Consider the following 15,541-nt stretch of genomic DNA (forward strand, 5'->3'; position numbering starts at 1 on the left):
TGAACTTCCTTCATCCTGGTGGTTGATATCCCCCTTGGTCGATGCTGGCGTGTGGTTGCATCCGGCACGCCAACGCAGGGTGAACCCGGAATGAAGGGTGGGAAGGGGTGGACGCGGGGTGGCGGCCGCCACTAGATTACGAGCATGGCTCAAGACGGGGGAACCAACGATCCTGCCGCTGCCGGTGGCCGGACGGATGCCGGCGCTCCGGCGTCAGCCGGCGCATCGCTGCCGGGACGGCCGCCGAGACCGCAGTTGTCCGACCGGACCCCACCGCCGATAGGGCAGTCCCTGCCACCTACCGGCATGGTGAAGGCGGCGAGATCGCTGTGGCTGCTTAGCTTCCTGCTCGGCGCGGTTGCCATCGCCTTTGCCTACCTGTCCCGCGACGACCGGCTGGAACGGCTCCGCGAGATCGTGACCGAGGTTGACCCAGGCCAGGACGAAGCGACGGTCGATGCGGTGGCTGCCCTGGTGCACTGGGGCAGCCTGGGTGCCTTGGCACTCATCATTGTCGTCGAGGCACTACTGCTGCGCGGGCTGATGCGCCGGCGCGGCGGGATCCGGTGGGTGCAGCTGGTGGTGCTGCTGCTCCATGGCGGAGCGGCGGTCATGGCGGACGCCTTCCTCGTGGCTCCGGGCGAGGGCGAAATGTACCTCCGCTGGGGGCTGGTAGCGCAGGTGGTGCTAGCCTGTGCAGCGTTGCTGATCAGCTTGCTGCCCGGCGCCGACGCCTGGTTCCGCGCCAAGCACGAGACGCACGGTAGGCCGCGGGGCTGAGGCGTCCGGCAGCCCCGCGAGGACCGCCTCGCAGCTGCGGACCACAATCTGGCAGGTTTCCGCGGCAGTGCGGTCGGTCATCGGGTTCTCGGCCAGTGTGCGCCAGCGGCGCAGGCAGGCCAGGGCTTCGGCCCGCAGCGTCTCGGATGGCGTGTCCTCGGGCAGGGCAAGCCGGAGCGCAGGCAGCATCCCCCGGCCGCCGATCAGGCGTTCGGCCTCTGCCGCCAGCTCCTTGGGCAGGTCGAGGCCTGTGGTCCGCGCGGTAGCCAGCAGCCGCAGCTCCCGGAATTCATGGGCACCGGCCTGGATCCGTTCGAGCAATGCTGCCACCCGTTCCGTTCCGGCCCGGGGCCGCTCGCGGAGAAGGGCCTCCACGCCGGCCAAGGCGGTACGCGCCTTGAGTTGCGCGGCGCGGGCTTGAAACTGGCCGGACATCAGGCCCAGCAGGTCGTCCAGTCCGCTGCGGCGGGCGAGTTCGTGGGCCAGCGCCGTCGGCTCACTGATGCCGCCCCGGATGAGAGCTGCGGACAGCCGGATCCCAAACATGCCGAAACGTTCCAACAGGGCCGCCCGGACCTCGGGGCCGGCTTTCAGCCCTGCGGTCGGACGGGCAAACCTATCGGCGGAGAGCAGCATGCGTTCGCGTTCCGACCGGTCCAGCTTGGCCAGTTCCTGCAATGCAATGAACTCCGATTGACGGAGGGTGCGCGCGCTCTGGGCCAGCAGGCCCGCGATCGGAACGACGCCCAGGGCCAACGACCGCAGCGTGCCGTCGCGCCGGTAGCGCTCGGCGATCTCGCCCGCAGATAGCAGCGAGTCGATCCGTCCGGCGCCGATTTCATCTGCACGGGACAGCACAGCGAGCGCGTTGACAGTCCCCGATTTGCCTGCTGCGGTGTCCTTGAAAGCCTCCAGGAACTTCAGGTCAGTGGCGTGCAGATGCCGCATCAGGTAAACGACGGCGTCCGCTTCGGAGGGAGCATCCTGAGGCGTGAGGAAGTTCGTGGAGCGGGCGGAGACGTCGCCGGAGAGGGACGCGATGCCGGGAGTGTCGATCAGGGTGAGATCCCGCAAGCCCTTGGCCGGCCAGTCCACCACCAGCCGCTCAACCTGCTCGGCGCGGGTGGCGCCTAGGTCGAAGACCAGTCTGCCTCCGGCACGTTTGACAGGCAGCCCGCGGGGTTCCCCATCGACGGGGTGCAGGGTGATCCGCGGTGTGTCCCGGTAGCGGTACCACGTCACCACCTTGGTGCATTCGCCGGCGTCGGTGGGGGCGATCTCCTCTCCGATGACGGCGTTGAGCAGGGTGGATTTGCCGGCCTTGACCATGCCGGCCACGGCCACGCGCAGCGGTTCGTCCAGCCGGCGGGCATAGCCCTCCAGCGCAGCGCGGGCTGCCGCGTCGTCGCTGTAGGCCCCGAGGGCTTCCCGGACCAAGTCCGTCACGTCGGTGTTGCCGGTGCTGCTCATGCGCGTCCGGCCGGGACGGGCTTTGCCTCCAGGGTCTGTGCCTGTTGGCGCAGTGCCTCCACGCGCTTGAGCGCGGCCTTGATGTCCCGGATACGCTGTTCGCGTTCGAGCGTGTAGCTGGCCGCGGCTTTTTGCGCGGCGAGCACGGAGTCCGACAGGGAGCGGTGGTGTTCCTCGGCGATCTCGGTGAAGTGGTCCCGGGTGGCGCGCTGGACCAGCCGGAGCCGGTCTTTGAGCTGTTTGCCGACTTGGAAGACGACTTCGTCAATTTGCCTTCGCACCAGCGTCTTCGCCTCGTTTTGGCGGCGTTTGAGCCGGGCTTCCTTGTCTTCGCGATAGGCTTTGCCGCCGAGCAGCAGGCCCGCGCCGACGGAGAGCGGGTTGATCAGCGACATGCCGACGATGCCGGTGAGCAGGCCGAACATGAGCACGCCGCCGTAGGAGCCGCGCATTCCAATGAGGATTTTCTGCATCGGGCCAAGCCTGCCGGGGTCCAGTGTCGGGACGGGAACGACCGGGTCGAGCACGTCGTCGGTGTCATCGACCTGGAGGACCGGCAGGGGCACTTCGTCCTGAGCGAAGTGCTCGGCGACCTGCCCGGAGAGCCATTGTGCGCGTTCGTTGGTCCAGACGAATGTGTCCGAGACGGCGGAGGCGACGCGTTGTTCCAGCCACTCGGTGAACTGTTCCCAGACCGGTCCCGGGTCTGCTGCATCGATGGCCTGTTCGGCATCGCGCTGAATGCTGCGCAGGCGGTCGCGCAGGTCGTGTTCCATATCGGCGATGAGGTCGCTGACGCCGTCGTTGAGCGTTGTCTGCCAGCGCGCCGAACGCTGGCGCTGCACGTCGGCGCGTTCCTTGGCCGCTTCCAGCTCGGCGATCATCTGCGGGGTGCCTTCCGGGTTTTGAAGCGCGCTGAGTTCGGATTGCAGCGACAGGCGCAGGTGTTCGGTGCTGGAGAGCAAGTCGTGTGCGACGGAACGGCGCTGGAGCCGTTCGGCCTGGCCAAGGACTTCCTGGCGCAGGTAGGTCACGAGCGCGGGAAAGCCGGACTCGGCGTTGAGTTCATTGTCGTTATGCCGGGCAGCGTGCAGGCGCAGTTCGGAGGAGACAGGCAGCAGCGGGATGTCCGGACCGACATTATCCAGGTGGCCCCGGTCCAGTTCCGCGACCTGCCGCCAGTGCGGGTACAGGTCTGTTTTGGAGAGTACGCAGGCCACGTTGGGACAGATTCGCATGGCTTGTCGCAGGAACCGGATCTCCGGCTCGGTGTACTCCTGCGAGGCGTCGGAGACCAGCAGCATGGCGTCCGCCGTCGGCAGTGCTGTCAGGGTGGTGAACGAATGGGTCGAATTCAGGCCGCCTACCCCGGGGGAGTCCACCAGAGTCAGACCGCCGGAGAGAAGCTTCCGCGGCAGGGAGACCTCAGCGGCGGCAAGGCGCCGGCGGTTGCCGGGGTTGCCGTTCTCGGACACGTAGCCGGCCAGCTCCTCGATGGGCACCTGGCGGCGCTCGAGTTCCGGTTCGCCGTCGCCGTCCGGACTGCCCTCCCGAGGGACCATGATGGTGGCGGAGGCCGGGTCCCCGTGCCGGACCACAGTCGGCACGGAGGTGGCGATATCGTCGTCGACCGGGCAGACGGGGGCGTTGACGAGCGCGTTGATCAGTTTGCTCTTGCCCTGCTTGAACTCACCGACGACGATGACGCGGACATTCGGATCGAGCACCCTCCGGCGGGTTTGCTCCAGCCTGCGGCGCAGATCCGCCCGATCGGCATCCGCTGCCAAGGCGATGCTCTGTTCCACGAGCTTAACCAGCTCTGCCATGCCTGCCTCCTCCTGCGTGTCAATGGCCTAACGCACATACCTGCCCGGCAGGTCCCCCTCCTGCCGGGCCGGCTGTGTGCCGTGAAGCCTGAGTCGATGATCAGTCTTCGACGAGCGAACTGCCTTCCTCGACCTCGTTGTCATCGTTGTCCGTAACGATCACGTTGTCTTCGATGTTGGTGAATTCGGCTTCAAGGTCGAATTCGTTGCCGACATTGTTGAGGTTGGTTTCTTCGTTACCGACGTCGTTGAGGTGAGTTTCCTCGTTGCCGACTTCGTTGTTGTTGCCATCGATGCCGTCGTTGTCCTCGAACGTGATCTCGGTGTTGGTTTCGTTACCGACGTTGTCGAGGTGGGTCTCTTCGTTGCCGACTTCGTTGTTGTTGCCATCGATGCCGTCGTTGTCCTGGAAGGAATCCTCATTGCCAACGATGTTGTTGTTGCCGTCAATGCCGTCGTTGTCCTGGTAGGAGTCCTCGATCTCGACATTCACATCGGTCTTGTCGACATCAACATGGTTGTTGTTGCCGTCGATACCGTCGTTGTCCTCGTTGCCGACATCGTTGTGGTCACCGTCGATGCCGTCGTTGTCCTCGTTGCCGATTTCGTTGTGGTCGCCGTCGATGCCGTCGTTGTCCTCGTTGAACGAGCCGATGACGGTGGTGTCCTCGCTGCCGATTTCGACGTCGGCGTTGCCGTCCGCCTTGACGTCGACGTTGGTGGAGTTGTCCTCGGAGTTGTCCTGGTCAACATCGCCGCCGGCAGCGATGGAATCATCGCCGTTGGCCACGTTCGCGTCATCGCCGGCAGCCACGGAGTCGTCACCGGAGGCGATGACGGCGTCGTTGTCGAACCACTGGTTGACGTCGCCGTCAGCCCAGATGTTCTGGTTCACGGACTGGTCGTTGATGGTGTCCCGGTCGTCCACCGTGGAGGTGTAGGAATACTCGTTGACGATGTGGGTCAACTGCTGGACGGCGTGGCCGTGGTCGTCATCGTCGTCCCGATGATGGCCGTGGTCGTCGTCGTTATCCCGGTCCGGACGGTGGTTGTCGTTGTCGTTGTCGTTGTCGTTGTTCCAGTCACGGCCGCCGCCACCACCGCCGCCGCCGTTGTTGTTTCCCCCGTCACTGTCCGGATTGTTGTGGTCGATCCGCGAGGAGTTATCCCCGGTGTTGTACTCGCGGTCGAAGGAGGCGCCGACGCCAACCGGAGCAAAGTCCAGGACTACCGGCATAACGGCGTCGACATCTTCCGAGCAAACGTCGCTGAGGCCCGCATGCTCCAGCTCCCGCTCGGGATCCTCGCGGAAGGCGTGCGCCGCATCAGGATCCCGGAGCAGGTTCATGATGAATTCAAGAAGGGTGTTCGCAAGTGTAGGCATGGTATTCCCTCAATCTGAAAGGTGTGTGAGCTTGGATCCGCCGAGCTGGTTGCCTGGCTTGCTTCAAACGTAGGTCCGGGGTGGCGGTGCCTGCATCGGGGTTATCTCCCCCTGTGGGGCCACCCCCTATAGGGGTTCGGCCGTCCCCCAGCATTAGGGAGGACCGGACGCTTCCTCGCCGAGGAGCAACCGCAGTTGCGCCAGCAACTCCGAGCGGGTGGCGGCGCCCAACCGGCGACGGATCCTGGCGATATGGTGTTCGGCAGTGCGGGGTGAAATGAAGATGGCGGCGCCGATTTCCCGGTACGTTTTGCCTTCCAGCACCAGCCGGGCCACCTCACGCTCCCGGGCACTCAGGACCGTACCCTCCGAGGCGGCGGCGGCCGGCTGCCCTGCCGAAGGCCGAACTGCTGGCCGGATCGCCGGCAACGTGGGAACGGGCTCGGTTTCCGCGCTGACCGAGACCACGGATCCGGGATGAAGGTCCCGGGCGCAGGCGAGCAGCCTGGCCATGTCCTTGCGCTCGTCGGCACGCGGGGCGGCATGGCCGGCCAACCGGGCGCCGTCCCAGGTCAGCCCGACCGAGGCCAGAGCGCGTGCCGCAGCTTCGACCGCGTCTACGTCGATATGGCCGGAGAGGACTGCTACCCAGGACCGTCCGGCGGCCGCGAGTACAGAAGCCAGATGGTTATTCCCGGAGGCACGGACCAGCGCCGAGGCATGGGGCGCAAGATCCGACGGCCGCTCCGCCAGGATGGCGGCCTGGACAGCATGCCAGCGCAGCGGAATTGACCACAGCGGAGGATCGCCGAGACGCTCCAGCAACGCCCGGGCCTCGGCGAGCTGCGGCTCCAGCCGGGCCGAATCACGCAGCCGCGCGGCCGCGACGGCCAGTTCACCGAAGGGCAGCAGGCTGTAAAGGTCCACCGAGACATGCAGGATCCGCTCGCGGGCGCGCTGCCAGGCGTGGACGAGGGCAGCGGTGTCATCGGTCCGGCGGGCCAGACCAACCTCCAATGCGTCGAACAACAGTTCATCCCGGGGTGCGAGTCCGCCCTCGCAGGCAGCGGCCTCGGCGATGGCGGCACGGGCCCGGTCCGGACGGTCAAGTTGCATGGCGGTCCACGCGCGCAGTAGCAACAGCCTGGGACGAGCCGCCGGGCCGGCCTGCTCTCCGGCCAAGGCATCGTCCAAAACGGAGTCGGCCACGGCCGGTTCGCCGCTGTGCAGTGCTACCAGCGCAGCCAGCGCCGCTGGGACGTCCGGGAGCGGAATGCTGTTGCCGGACGCCGTCATCATGTCCGAAGCCCGGATCAGCGCGGGCAGGGCGCGGTCCGGCTGCGCCGCAATGGACGCGCTGATCCCCTCCCCCATGAGCCCGACGGCGACAGCGCCGAGCGTGGGCGAACCGCTTGGTCCGCACGACTTGAGCATGGTTTCGGCGCCGTCGCGGTCGCCGGTGCCGATCATCGCCACCGCGGCGAGCGCAGCCGATGGCCCGGCCCTGTCCGCTCCAAGCCACCGGTAAACTTCCGCGCTGCGTGCCAGCATGCCGCGCTGTGCCCAGGTGGCGGCGGCTACGTCCACCCCGCGGACGAGGTCTGGTGCGTCTTGGCTGGAGAGCAGGTTGTCCAGTATCCGGCCGGCGCCGTCAAGGTCGCCGACGGCAGAGGCGGCCTGGGCCCGGCGAGCCGCGGTGGCAAGTTCGTCGGAGCCGGCGGCTCCCGCTTCGTCATAGAGGGCAGAGGCGAGCGCGGGCTGCCCGGCCAGCACGTTATCGCCCTCGCGCTCCAAGGCACGGGCGATTCGTGGGTCCCTCAATCCGCCGCGCGCCAGTCCGCGGGCGACCTCGCCGAGTGAACGTCCCTCCGCGGTAAGGGCATCCACCAGAGCCCGCTGCGCTTCGTGGACCCGGTACGGCGGCATCGCCGCCAGCACGGCCTGGCGCACCAGTGGGACCAGCTTCCCGTCTCCGCGCAGCAGACCCGCGGCCCGCGCCCTGATGACCAGATGGTCGAGGCTTTCCCCGGCCTGGTCCAGGGCTGGCGGAATTTGCCCTGCGAGATCGAAACCGACACTCAGGGCAAGCAGCAGGTCGGACAGCCCGCCGTCGATCTTGCCGAGTTCGTAGCCAAGCTGCTCCATCAGACCGCGTGCATGGAGCGGTTCAGACAAGACGCTGCTGCCATGCTGGCCGATCGCTTCCATAACCAGATGCACCAGCCAGGGCATGCCGGCGGTAGCCTCCGCCAGCTTGTCCACGAGCGACGTCGCGGGGGCAGCCTCCAGCACTTCCGCAGCCCGCGCGCGGATCTCCTCGCTGGACAGCGGACCGAGGACCACCGGTGCGTGGTGCTGCTCCAAAGTGGCGGACAGACGCCGTAATCCGGCCGGCTGCGGCCAGGGCCGGTACGCCACCACCAGGTTCACGTCCCGCTCCTCGATCAGCGAGCCAAGCTGGGCCAAAGCGGTATCACTGAACTCATGGGCATCATCGACCAGTACCGCACTGCGCGCATCGACCCTGCAGAGCTCGAGATCCGTCGGGCTGAGGTCCACGCAATTGCGCAGAACATGGAGGCCCATGACGCGGTACTGTGCCTCAAGGTCGTCCAGCAGGACGGTTTTCCCGGTTCCGCCGGCACCGACGATACCGGCCAGCAACCGCGATTCCGGGGCAGCAGCTACCTCGGCCAGAAAAGAGGCAGCAACAGTAGGGCGAAGCGGGCACGATCCGATGCCCGCAAGACTTGTCTCCACAGTGTCACCCTTCCGGCGCAGGAGCAGGTGCGGTCGAGGGTGCTTCCGGAGCGGGCGCGGGCGGCACCGGGTCGGCTGCTGGTTCGGTCGCGGTGGGCGCAGGCGGCGCAGGTTCAGGAGGTGCGGGGGCAGGCGGGTCAGCGGCGGGAGCCGTCTGTTCAGGGGCGGGTGGCTCGGGCACCGGGGTCTGCGGGATGTCAGGAGCAGGCGTGACGGGCGGCTCGGCTGTGGTCGGCGGCTGTGTGGCTGGGGGTTGGGCCGGCGGTGTCGGCGCGGGACCGGTTGCCGGCGGCTCCGGCTGCGGCGCCGGGGAGGTCGGCTCTTGTGCCGTCTGGCTGGTTTCGGCGGCTGGTCCGGGAGCTGATGAGCCCGTTCCCTCTGTCCTAGGCTTCGTTGTACTCGACGACGAGTCCGGTCGGGCTGCGTTTGCGCCTGGGTTGGAGCCCTTCGGCGGTGTGGCCCTGCCGCCGTCGTTATTTACCGCTCCCGAGGTCCCGTCCGCGGGCACCGTCCCGGCGACGGTATCACCGTCGACGTCTGTCGCCTGCCAGTTATCAGTGATCGGAGTCCCGCCGCTGCCGTCCAAGACCGGTATTTCTGCCGGTCCACCCGCGCCTGATCCCTGTGGTCCGGCAGCGCCGCCGGGCGGTGATGCCGTCCCTGCTTCGCCTTCCTCTTCCGGAGCCTGCGCCCCCGTTGCCCCGGCCGCCAACGAATTCATCTCCGCCGGGCTCTGGGCCGCTGTGGCAGTCAGGATGGTCAGCGTAGCGACAGCTGCCGCTACCGCCGTCATCCGGGCGCCGGTCCTCGGGTGCGCCGGTTTGACGGACGCCACTGGCGCACCTGTCCCCGTGTCAGCCCCGAAGCCTTGGCCGTGGCCAGCTGTTTCCCTTGCGGCCGCTCGGCCTGCGGATACCTCCCCGGGCGCGGCCGGACTGTCCGGACCGCCCTCCGCTTCGGCAGCGGCCGGAGCCAGCATGGCCGCAGCCGAGAACGCCGCGCCCAGCGAGATGGAGGCCTTGGGATCGGCGTCGATAGCGATCGGTCGGTTGAATTCAGCCGAGAGCAACTGGGCCACGAGCGGGATGCGCGAAGAGCCGCCGATCAGGAGGATGGCGCTTAAGTCTTCGGCATCAGTGCCCGCCGCCTGCATCGCCCGCTTGAGCGCCTCAATGGTCGTTTGCACGCCGTCGTCGATCATCGCTTCAAACTCCGAGCGCACCAAACGTATCTGGCTTTGGCCGCCCGGCAGAAGTACCGGGATGGAGGCCTCCGAATCCGTGGAAAGGGCCTCCTTCGCCTCCGTGCATTCCCGGCGGAGCCGCGCGAGCGCCATCAGCACCCCTGGATCGCTGGTATCGAGGCCGGCTAGAGCGTCTGCTGCGCAGGAAGCAACGTGGCGGAAGACAGCGTCATCGAAATCGGCGCCGCCCAGGCGTTCAATGCCCTCGGGACGCCCCAACGTACGGAAAGTCTCCGCACTGCTTTTCTGAAGCACGGCGGCATCGAACGTCCCGCCGCCGAGGTCGTAGACCGCAATGGTGCTGCCTTCATCGACCCGTTCCTGCGAGGCGTAGTGGACCGCCGCCGCCTCCGGTTCGCTGACCAGCGTGACGTCTGAAAGTCCCACGCCTGCCAGGGCTTGCCGGATCAGGTCCCTCTTATAGCCGCCCCAGCTGGCCGGATGCGCAATAGCGACGGCGGCAGGCGGTTCCCCCTCGCGCTCCTGGGCACGGTCGACCACCCAACGTGCCATGGTGGCGACGATATCCTCGGGTGCCACACACAGCTCGCCGACAACGATGGGGACGGCATCGCCCACACGCCGCTTGAATTCACGTACCAATCGGTCCGGATGGGTTGTTCCGCGGCGTTCGGCCGCCTCGCCAACCAGGACCTGGCCGTCTTCGCCGAGGAAGATCACCGATGGCACCGCGCCGCCGCGTACGCCCAGGTTCAGCACCTGCGGCGCGGGCTGGCCTGCACCGTCCAGGCGCGCGACCGCCGCGGCGGAAAAGCTCGTGCCTATATCAATGCCAAGTACAAAGGTCATGGACTCCCCCAGCAATGCGCGATCGAACTCGATCGTCCCAACCCGTAAATGGGCCCTCAGTCAGAGCAGTGCGATGCTCCCCAATAAGCCAAGCAGAAATCCATGCCATGGATGCGGCATGTCAGCGGACCTCATTACCTCCGCTGCGGTGACCCTCAAAGGTGCTTGCGGTGATGATCGCGCCGGTTCCCAGCCGGCCCGCTCGCGGTCTCTGCTTGACCCCAACTCCTTCAGGTTAGGAGCCCCTCCGTTGGAATAGCAAGGGGTATGGACCCCGTAATCCCGCCGGGAAATGCCAATGTTCATGGTTAATGGATTAGGTGGACCTAAACGTCTCGCGGGGTGCAATCCCTGGGGCTGACGCGTCGGTTATCGATCTCATCCTTCGGACTGATGCCGGCCGTCATCCTGGAAATCTAGACTCTCAAACGGGGGTTGGGAAAATCGTGGCCGACCGGCGTAGGGCAATACCGCGCCCCCATACGGATCGAGGGAACGGGGGATGCGGGATGGAATATGACCAGCTGATCTGGCTTGTGTGTGCCGGCCCTTTTGCCCTCTGCCTCAGCGCAGGTGCGCTGGTCAGCGTGCTCCGCAGCGACTTCCCGCCCGGCGCCAAAACCGCCTGGGCCTGTGTGGTCCTCCTTGTCCCGGTCCTTGGTGCTTTCCTCTGGCTTGGGGCGCACCGCACTCCAAAGTAAGAACCAGCGGGGACTAGGATCGGACGAGAAGATGGAGGGGCAACAACCAAGGAGGAGTGCGTCATGGCAACGTCACCAGCGGCCGCCGGCCTCCCTGGCCCAAAATCCGCTGGTCTCGCCCTCGCCCGGGTTAGCCTTGAACCGGGCGGCGTTGCCCTCGTCCCGCACCGGCCCCGCGCTCCGCGGCCCGACGAGGTGGAAGTCAAGGTAACGCTGTGCGGACTCTCCGGCGCCGACGTCGTTGTTTATCATGCCGATCCGGCCTTTGACTGGGTCCGTTCCGGCACGGTGCTCGGCCACGAAGCTGTGGGCGTGGTATCTGCCGTCGGCCTGCTGGTCCCGGATTGGCCGGCGCCGGGGACGCGCGTTGTTCCCGTATCCATGCTCAGCTGCGGCGACTGCGAAGAATGTCTGGCCGGCCGGCCGCAGCAGTGCGCCCGGCCCAGCACCCTGGGGCTCAACCGTGACGGAACGGCAGCGCGGACGGCCTTGGTTCCGTGGCAGAACCTGCTGGCGGTGCCGGAGGGCCTCCCGGATACGACGGCTGTACTCACCGAGCCCACGTCCGTCGCCTGGCATGCCGTCGCCACCGTGGGACAGATCCGTCCAGGTGACCGGGTGGCGGTCTCGACCACGCGGGCCGTTGGGCTGCTTGCTGCCCTGATTGCCCGGAGCCTGGGCGCCGACGTCGTGATGGTGGGGCGGTCCGGCCCCCACCATCAGCAACGGCAGGAACTGGCCGCGAGCCTCGGCCTGCGCAGCACCACCGACCCCGGGCCGGAGAGCGTTGATGTCTGGATCGAGGCGTCCGGTTCGGGCAAGCAGCTGGCTTCCGCCGTGGAGGTGCTCCGGCCGGGCGGCAAACTGATACTCGTGGCCATGTACGCCACGGGAGCCCGGCAGACGGTGAACACGCTCGTCGGCAAGGAGCTCGCCGTAGTGACCAGTTATGCCTCTACCCGCCCGGACTTTGACGATGCGCTCGCGTTCCTGACCACCATGCCGGACCTCGGCGAACGCCTGATCACCGTCTATCCGATAGGGCAGGCCGTGGAGGCGCTGCGCCTGACGGCAGAAGGGGCGCCTGACGATCATGGCCGCCCGCTGGTCAAAGCGGTGCTCCGGATGTGACCGACCGCCGGAAAACGAGGCAGGACCGAAGCTGCTCTCGGGTAGCAACGCGCGAATTCAAGGGTGAGGGGACCGGCCCAGTGCAGGACTACATCGCTGCCATGCCCGGATGGAACCGGACCGTGAGACAACGCCTCGATGACCTCATCGTGCATACGGTTCCCGAATTGACATACGTGTGTGACCCGTGACATATTTCTCTGCGTGAACCTGTCAGACAGCTGGACAGCAGGACAGCCCATTGTCCGCGTCGGTGCCGCCGAGGCCGTACTGCGCTCCCTCCGCGCCGCCATTGAAGAAGGCAAGCTCCCGGTCGGCACCAAGCTCAGCTCCGAGGCCGCGCTGGCCCAGCAGTACGCCGTCAGCCGTTCCGTGATCCGCGAGGCGCTGCGGTCCTGCGCGTCCCTCGGGCTGACCGTGACGCGGACAGGCAAAGGCACCTTCGTGATCTCGGACCGTGTGGCCTCGGACCTCACTCTTGGCCAGTACTCCGCCCGGGAACTGACCGAGGCCCGCCCGCACATCGAAGTTCCGGCCGCCGGGCTGGCCGCCGAACGCCGGAGCGATGAGGAGCTCGCGTTCCTGCGGGACGTGGTCCAGTCGATGTGCACCGAGGATGATCCGGAAGCCTGGGTCAGCCTCGATGCCAGCTTCCATTCCGCCATCGCCCGCGCCAGCGGCAACCGCGTGTTCGAGTCGGTGGTGGCCGACATCCGCGACGCACTCGCCCACCAGTCCGAGACGCTGAACATGGTGGCCGGCCGCCAACAGAAATCCGATGTGGAGCACCGCCGCATCCTCGACGCCATCGAGGCGGGTTCCGCCGAGGAGGCCAGCGCCGCCATGCGCGAACATCTGGCCGCGGTGGGCGTCGCACTGGACCGGCTGCTGAACGCCAACTGATTCACCCAGGCGGTTTCCGCCTCGCTCTTTTTGACCGCATTCCCAACAGAAAGCTGCCATGCTGCCCTCGATGTCCCAGGCTGAACCCGGCCAGCCCTGCGCCGTGCCCCGGCCAAACCATGTCCCGCTCGCCGAGCAGACCCGCGACGGACTGGTGGAAAGCGTCCACTATGGTTCCCTCATCGCCCTGGATTACGACGGCGGCACCCGGCTTTCTGCCGGCGACCCCCTTGCGCTGTTCTATCCGCGCTCCTCGCTCAAGCCCCTGCAGGCAGTGGCGATGGTCCGTGCCGGCCTGGATCTGCCGCCGGACCTGCTGGCCCTGGCCGCGGCGAGCCACTCGGGCTCCGGTGAGCATCAGGAAGGGGCGATGCGCATCCTCCAATTGCACGGCCTCACCGAAGCGGCGCTCGAGAATACGGTCGACCTGCCCTACGGGGATGCGGAGCGGCAGAGCTGGCTCCGCGCCGGCGGCGAAGCGTCGCAGCTGGCCCAGAACTGCTCGGGCAAACACGCCGCCATGGCGGCTACCTGCGTGATCAATGGCTGGCCGGTAGCCGGGTATCTCGATCCGGAACATCCGCTGCAGGTGGCGATTGCCGCCGTCGTTCTTGAGCTGACCGGCGAGGAATCCCCGCTGACCAGCACGGACGGTTGCGGCACGCCGCTCTTTGCCCTGACCCTGCGCGGCATGGCCCGCGCGTTTGGACGGCTTGCCTCCGCTAGGCCGGACACGGCCGAGGCCGCCGTGGCCAACGCGATGATGGCGCACCCGGAACAGGTCGCGGGTGCCGGGCGGGATGTCACCGCGCTGATGCGGCTGGTTCCCGGTTTGCTGGCCAAGGACGGTTTTGAGGGCCTGCAGCTGGTGGGGCTCCGCGACGGCCGTGCCGTCGCCGTCAAAATTTCGGACGGCGCCGACCGCGCCCGCATGCCGGTCACCCTCCAGGCGCTGGCAGCCCTGGGCCTCGACGGCGGCCTGCTGCAAACTCTTGCCCCCGCGCCCGTCCTGGGCGGCGGACGCCCGGTGGGAGAGCTCCGCGCCATCGATTTCAGCACCTCGAACTAAGGAAAAAGGAAAACAGTGACAGCTTCGTCATTCCGTACCGACCACGATCTGCTGGGTTACCGGGACGTTCCCGCGGACGCCTACTGGGGCGTCCACTCCCTGCGGGCGCTGGAGAACTTCCCCATTACCGGCCAGCCGCTCTCGAGCAACGCCCACCTGGTCAAGGGCCTAGCGGCCGTCAAACTCGCAGCAGCGCGCACCAACGAAGAACTGGGCCTGCTGGACAGCGTCCGTGCCAATGCCATTGCCCAGGCCTGCCAGGAAATCATCGACGGCAAGCTGCACGAGCAGTTCGTCGTCGACGTGGTGCAGGGCGGTGCCGGTACTTCCTCGAACATGAACGCCAACGAGGTCATCGCCAACCGCGCGCTGGAAATCCTCGGCCACGCAAAGGGCGATTACTCGCAGCTGCACCCGAACGACCATGTGAACCTGAGCCAGTCCACCAACGACGTGTATCCCACTGCGGTCCGGGTGGCCACCATCAACAGCGTGCGCAGCCTGCTGGACGCCCTGGCCACGATGGAAGAATCCTTCGCTGACAAGGCCGCGGAGTTCCGCACCGTGGTCAAGATGGGCCGCACCCAGCTGCAGGACGCCGTGCCCATGACCCTGGGCCAGGAATTCGGCACCTATGCGGTCACCGTTGGCGAAGACCGGGAACGCCTCGCCGAAGCCACGTTGCTGATCCACGAGATCAACCTCGGCGCCACCGCCATCGGCACCGGGCTGAACGCCCCGGCCGGGTACAGCGAAACGGCCTGCCGCCACCTGGCAGAAGTGACCGGCCTGCCCCTGGTTACCTCGGTGGACCTGATCGAAGCGACCCAGGACGTGGGCGCCTTCGTCCACCTCTCCGGCGTGCTCAAGCGGGTGGCCGTGAAGCTCTCCAAGATCTGCAACGATCTGCGGCTGCTCTCCTCCGGCCCGCGCGCCGGGTTCGGCGAGATCAACCTGCCGGCCGTGCAGTCCGGCTCCTCCATCATGCCCGGCAAGATCAACCCGGTGATCCCCGAGGTAGTTAGCCAGGTAGCGTACGAGGTGGTCGGCAACGACGTCACCATCACGATGGCGGCCGAATCCGGCCAGCTGCAGCTCAACGCGTTCGAGCCGATCATCGTGCACAGCCTGGACAAGAGCATCTCCCACCTCGAGGCCGCCTGCCGGACCCTGACCGAGCGCTGCATCCGCGGCATCACGGCCAACACCGAACGGCTCCGGCTCACCGTGCAGCAGTCCATCGGCCTGGTCACCGCCCTGAACCCGCGGCTCGGTTATGCCGCCGCAACGGCCATTGCCCAGGAAGCGCAGGCCACCGGCCGCGGCGTTGCCGAACTCGTCCTTGAGCACCAGCTGCTCACCGGCGCCGAACTCGACGAGCTGCTCTCACCCGAGCGGCTCGCCAACCTCAGCAACTAAGTCCCCTCCCCGCAATCCGTAACAGCAATCCAAGTCCCCCATCCA

The 15,541-nt window shown here is 67.1% G+C and carries 11 protein-coding genes; 6 read left to right on the forward strand and 5 right to left on the reverse strand.

Annotated features, from left to right (window positions below; translation table 11 throughout):
* The first annotated feature begins 144 nt into the window (after positions 1-144).
* Positions 145-780, forward strand: coding sequence for a hypothetical protein (locus J5251_RS01755; protein ID WP_139006655.1), 636 nt, complete (start codon positions 145-147; stop codon positions 778-780).
* On the opposite strand, the gene J5251_RS01760 is transcribed toward J5251_RS01755, so the two are convergent.
* From J5251_RS01760 to J5251_RS20450, 5 genes are all read right to left on the reverse strand, one after another.
* The gene (locus tag J5251_RS01760; protein ID WP_139006656.1) at positions 688-2,250 is read right to left on the reverse strand and encodes a dynamin family protein; all 1,563 of its coding nucleotides are present in this window, start codon (positions 2,248-2,250) and stop codon (positions 688-690) included. The genes J5251_RS01755 and J5251_RS01760 overlap by 93 nt on opposite strands.
* Positions 2,247-4,076 (reverse strand): dynamin family protein, encoded by a 1,830-nt coding sequence (locus J5251_RS01765; protein ID WP_139006657.1) that lies wholly within the window; start codon positions 4,074-4,076, stop codon positions 2,247-2,249. The genes J5251_RS01760 and J5251_RS01765 overlap by 4 nt, the downstream gene beginning before the upstream one ends.
* Positions 4,077-4,176: 100 nt before the next feature.
* Positions 4,177-5,460 carry an IniB N-terminal domain-containing protein gene (locus J5251_RS01770; protein ID WP_208575019.1) on the reverse strand — a complete coding sequence of 428 codons (1,284 nt, stop codon included), beginning with the start codon at positions 5,458-5,460 and terminating at the stop codon, positions 4,177-4,179.
* A gap of 153 nt (positions 5,461-5,613) precedes the next feature.
* Positions 5,614-8,220 (reverse strand): LuxR family transcriptional regulator, encoded by a 2,607-nt coding sequence (locus tag J5251_RS01775; protein ID WP_240793215.1) that lies wholly within the window; start codon positions 8,218-8,220, stop codon positions 5,614-5,616.
* A 4-nt stretch (positions 8,221-8,224) separates the two neighbouring features.
* Positions 8,225-10,273 carry an Hsp70 family protein gene (locus J5251_RS20450; protein ID WP_139006659.1) on the reverse strand — a complete coding sequence of 683 codons (2,049 nt, stop codon included), beginning with the start codon at positions 10,271-10,273 and terminating at the stop codon, positions 8,225-8,227.
* Positions 10,274-10,782: 509 nt separating this feature from the next.
* On the opposite strand from J5251_RS20450, the gene J5251_RS01785 reads away from it, so the two are divergent.
* The 5 genes from J5251_RS01785 (at position 10,783) to J5251_RS01805 (ending at position 15,496) form a co-directional block, all read left to right on the forward strand.
* The gene (locus J5251_RS01785) at positions 10,783-10,974 is read left to right on the forward strand and encodes a PLD nuclease N-terminal domain-containing protein (protein WP_139006660.1); all 192 of its coding nucleotides are present in this window, start codon (positions 10,783-10,785) and stop codon (positions 10,972-10,974) included.
* Between the two features lie 63 nt (positions 10,975-11,037).
* Entirely contained in the window at positions 11,038-12,105 is a 1,068-nt protein-coding gene (locus tag J5251_RS01790) for an alcohol dehydrogenase catalytic domain-containing protein (protein WP_139006661.1), read from the forward strand.
* Between the two features lie 204 nt (positions 12,106-12,309).
* Positions 12,310-13,008, forward strand: a complete 699-nt coding sequence (locus J5251_RS01795) for a FadR/GntR family transcriptional regulator (protein ID WP_139006662.1) — start codon at positions 12,310-12,312, stop codon at positions 13,006-13,008.
* A gap of 70 nt (positions 13,009-13,078) precedes the next feature.
* Positions 13,079-14,077: an asparaginase gene (locus tag J5251_RS01800; protein WP_139006663.1), complete on the forward strand. Its 999-nt coding sequence runs from the start codon at positions 13,079-13,081 to the stop codon at positions 14,075-14,077.
* Between the two features lie 15 nt (positions 14,078-14,092).
* Positions 14,093-15,496 carry an aspartate ammonia-lyase gene (locus J5251_RS01805; RefSeq protein WP_139006664.1) on the forward strand — a complete coding sequence of 468 codons (1,404 nt, stop codon included), beginning with the start codon at positions 14,093-14,095 and terminating at the stop codon, positions 15,494-15,496.
* Positions 15,497-15,541 lie beyond the last annotated feature (45 nt).

It is taken from the genome of Arthrobacter crystallopoietes, from assembly GCF_017603825.1.
Taxonomy (GTDB): domain Bacteria; phylum Actinomycetota; class Actinomycetes; order Actinomycetales; family Micrococcaceae; genus Crystallibacter; species Crystallibacter crystallopoietes_B.

Bases quoted from the DNA above. Each gene is read 5' to 3' on its own strand.
- J5251_RS01755 (WP_139006655.1), top strand. From the start codon at position 145: ATGGCTCAAGACGGGGGAACCAACGATCCTGCCGCTGCCGGTGGCCGG.
- J5251_RS01760 (WP_139006656.1), bottom strand. From the start codon at position 2,250: ATGAGCAGCACCGGCAACACCGACGTGACGGACTTGGTCCGGGAAGCC.
- J5251_RS01765 (WP_139006657.1), bottom strand. From the start codon at position 4,076: ATGGCAGAGCTGGTTAAGCTCGTGGAACAGAGCATCGCCTTGGCAGCG.
- J5251_RS01770 (WP_208575019.1), bottom strand. From the start codon at position 5,460: ATGCCTACACTTGCGAACACCCTTCTTGAATTCATCATGAACCTGCTC.
- J5251_RS20450 (WP_139006659.1), bottom strand. From the start codon at position 10,273: ATGACCTTTGTACTTGGCATTGATATAGGCACGAGCTTTTCCGCCGCG.
- J5251_RS01785 (WP_139006660.1), top strand. From the start codon at position 10,783: ATGGAATATGACCAGCTGATCTGGCTTGTGTGTGCCGGCCCTTTTGCC.
- J5251_RS01790 (WP_139006661.1), top strand. From the start codon at position 11,038: ATGGCAACGTCACCAGCGGCCGCCGGCCTCCCTGGCCCAAAATCCGCT.
- J5251_RS01800 (WP_139006663.1), top strand. From the start codon at position 13,079: ATGTCCCAGGCTGAACCCGGCCAGCCCTGCGCCGTGCCCCGGCCAAAC.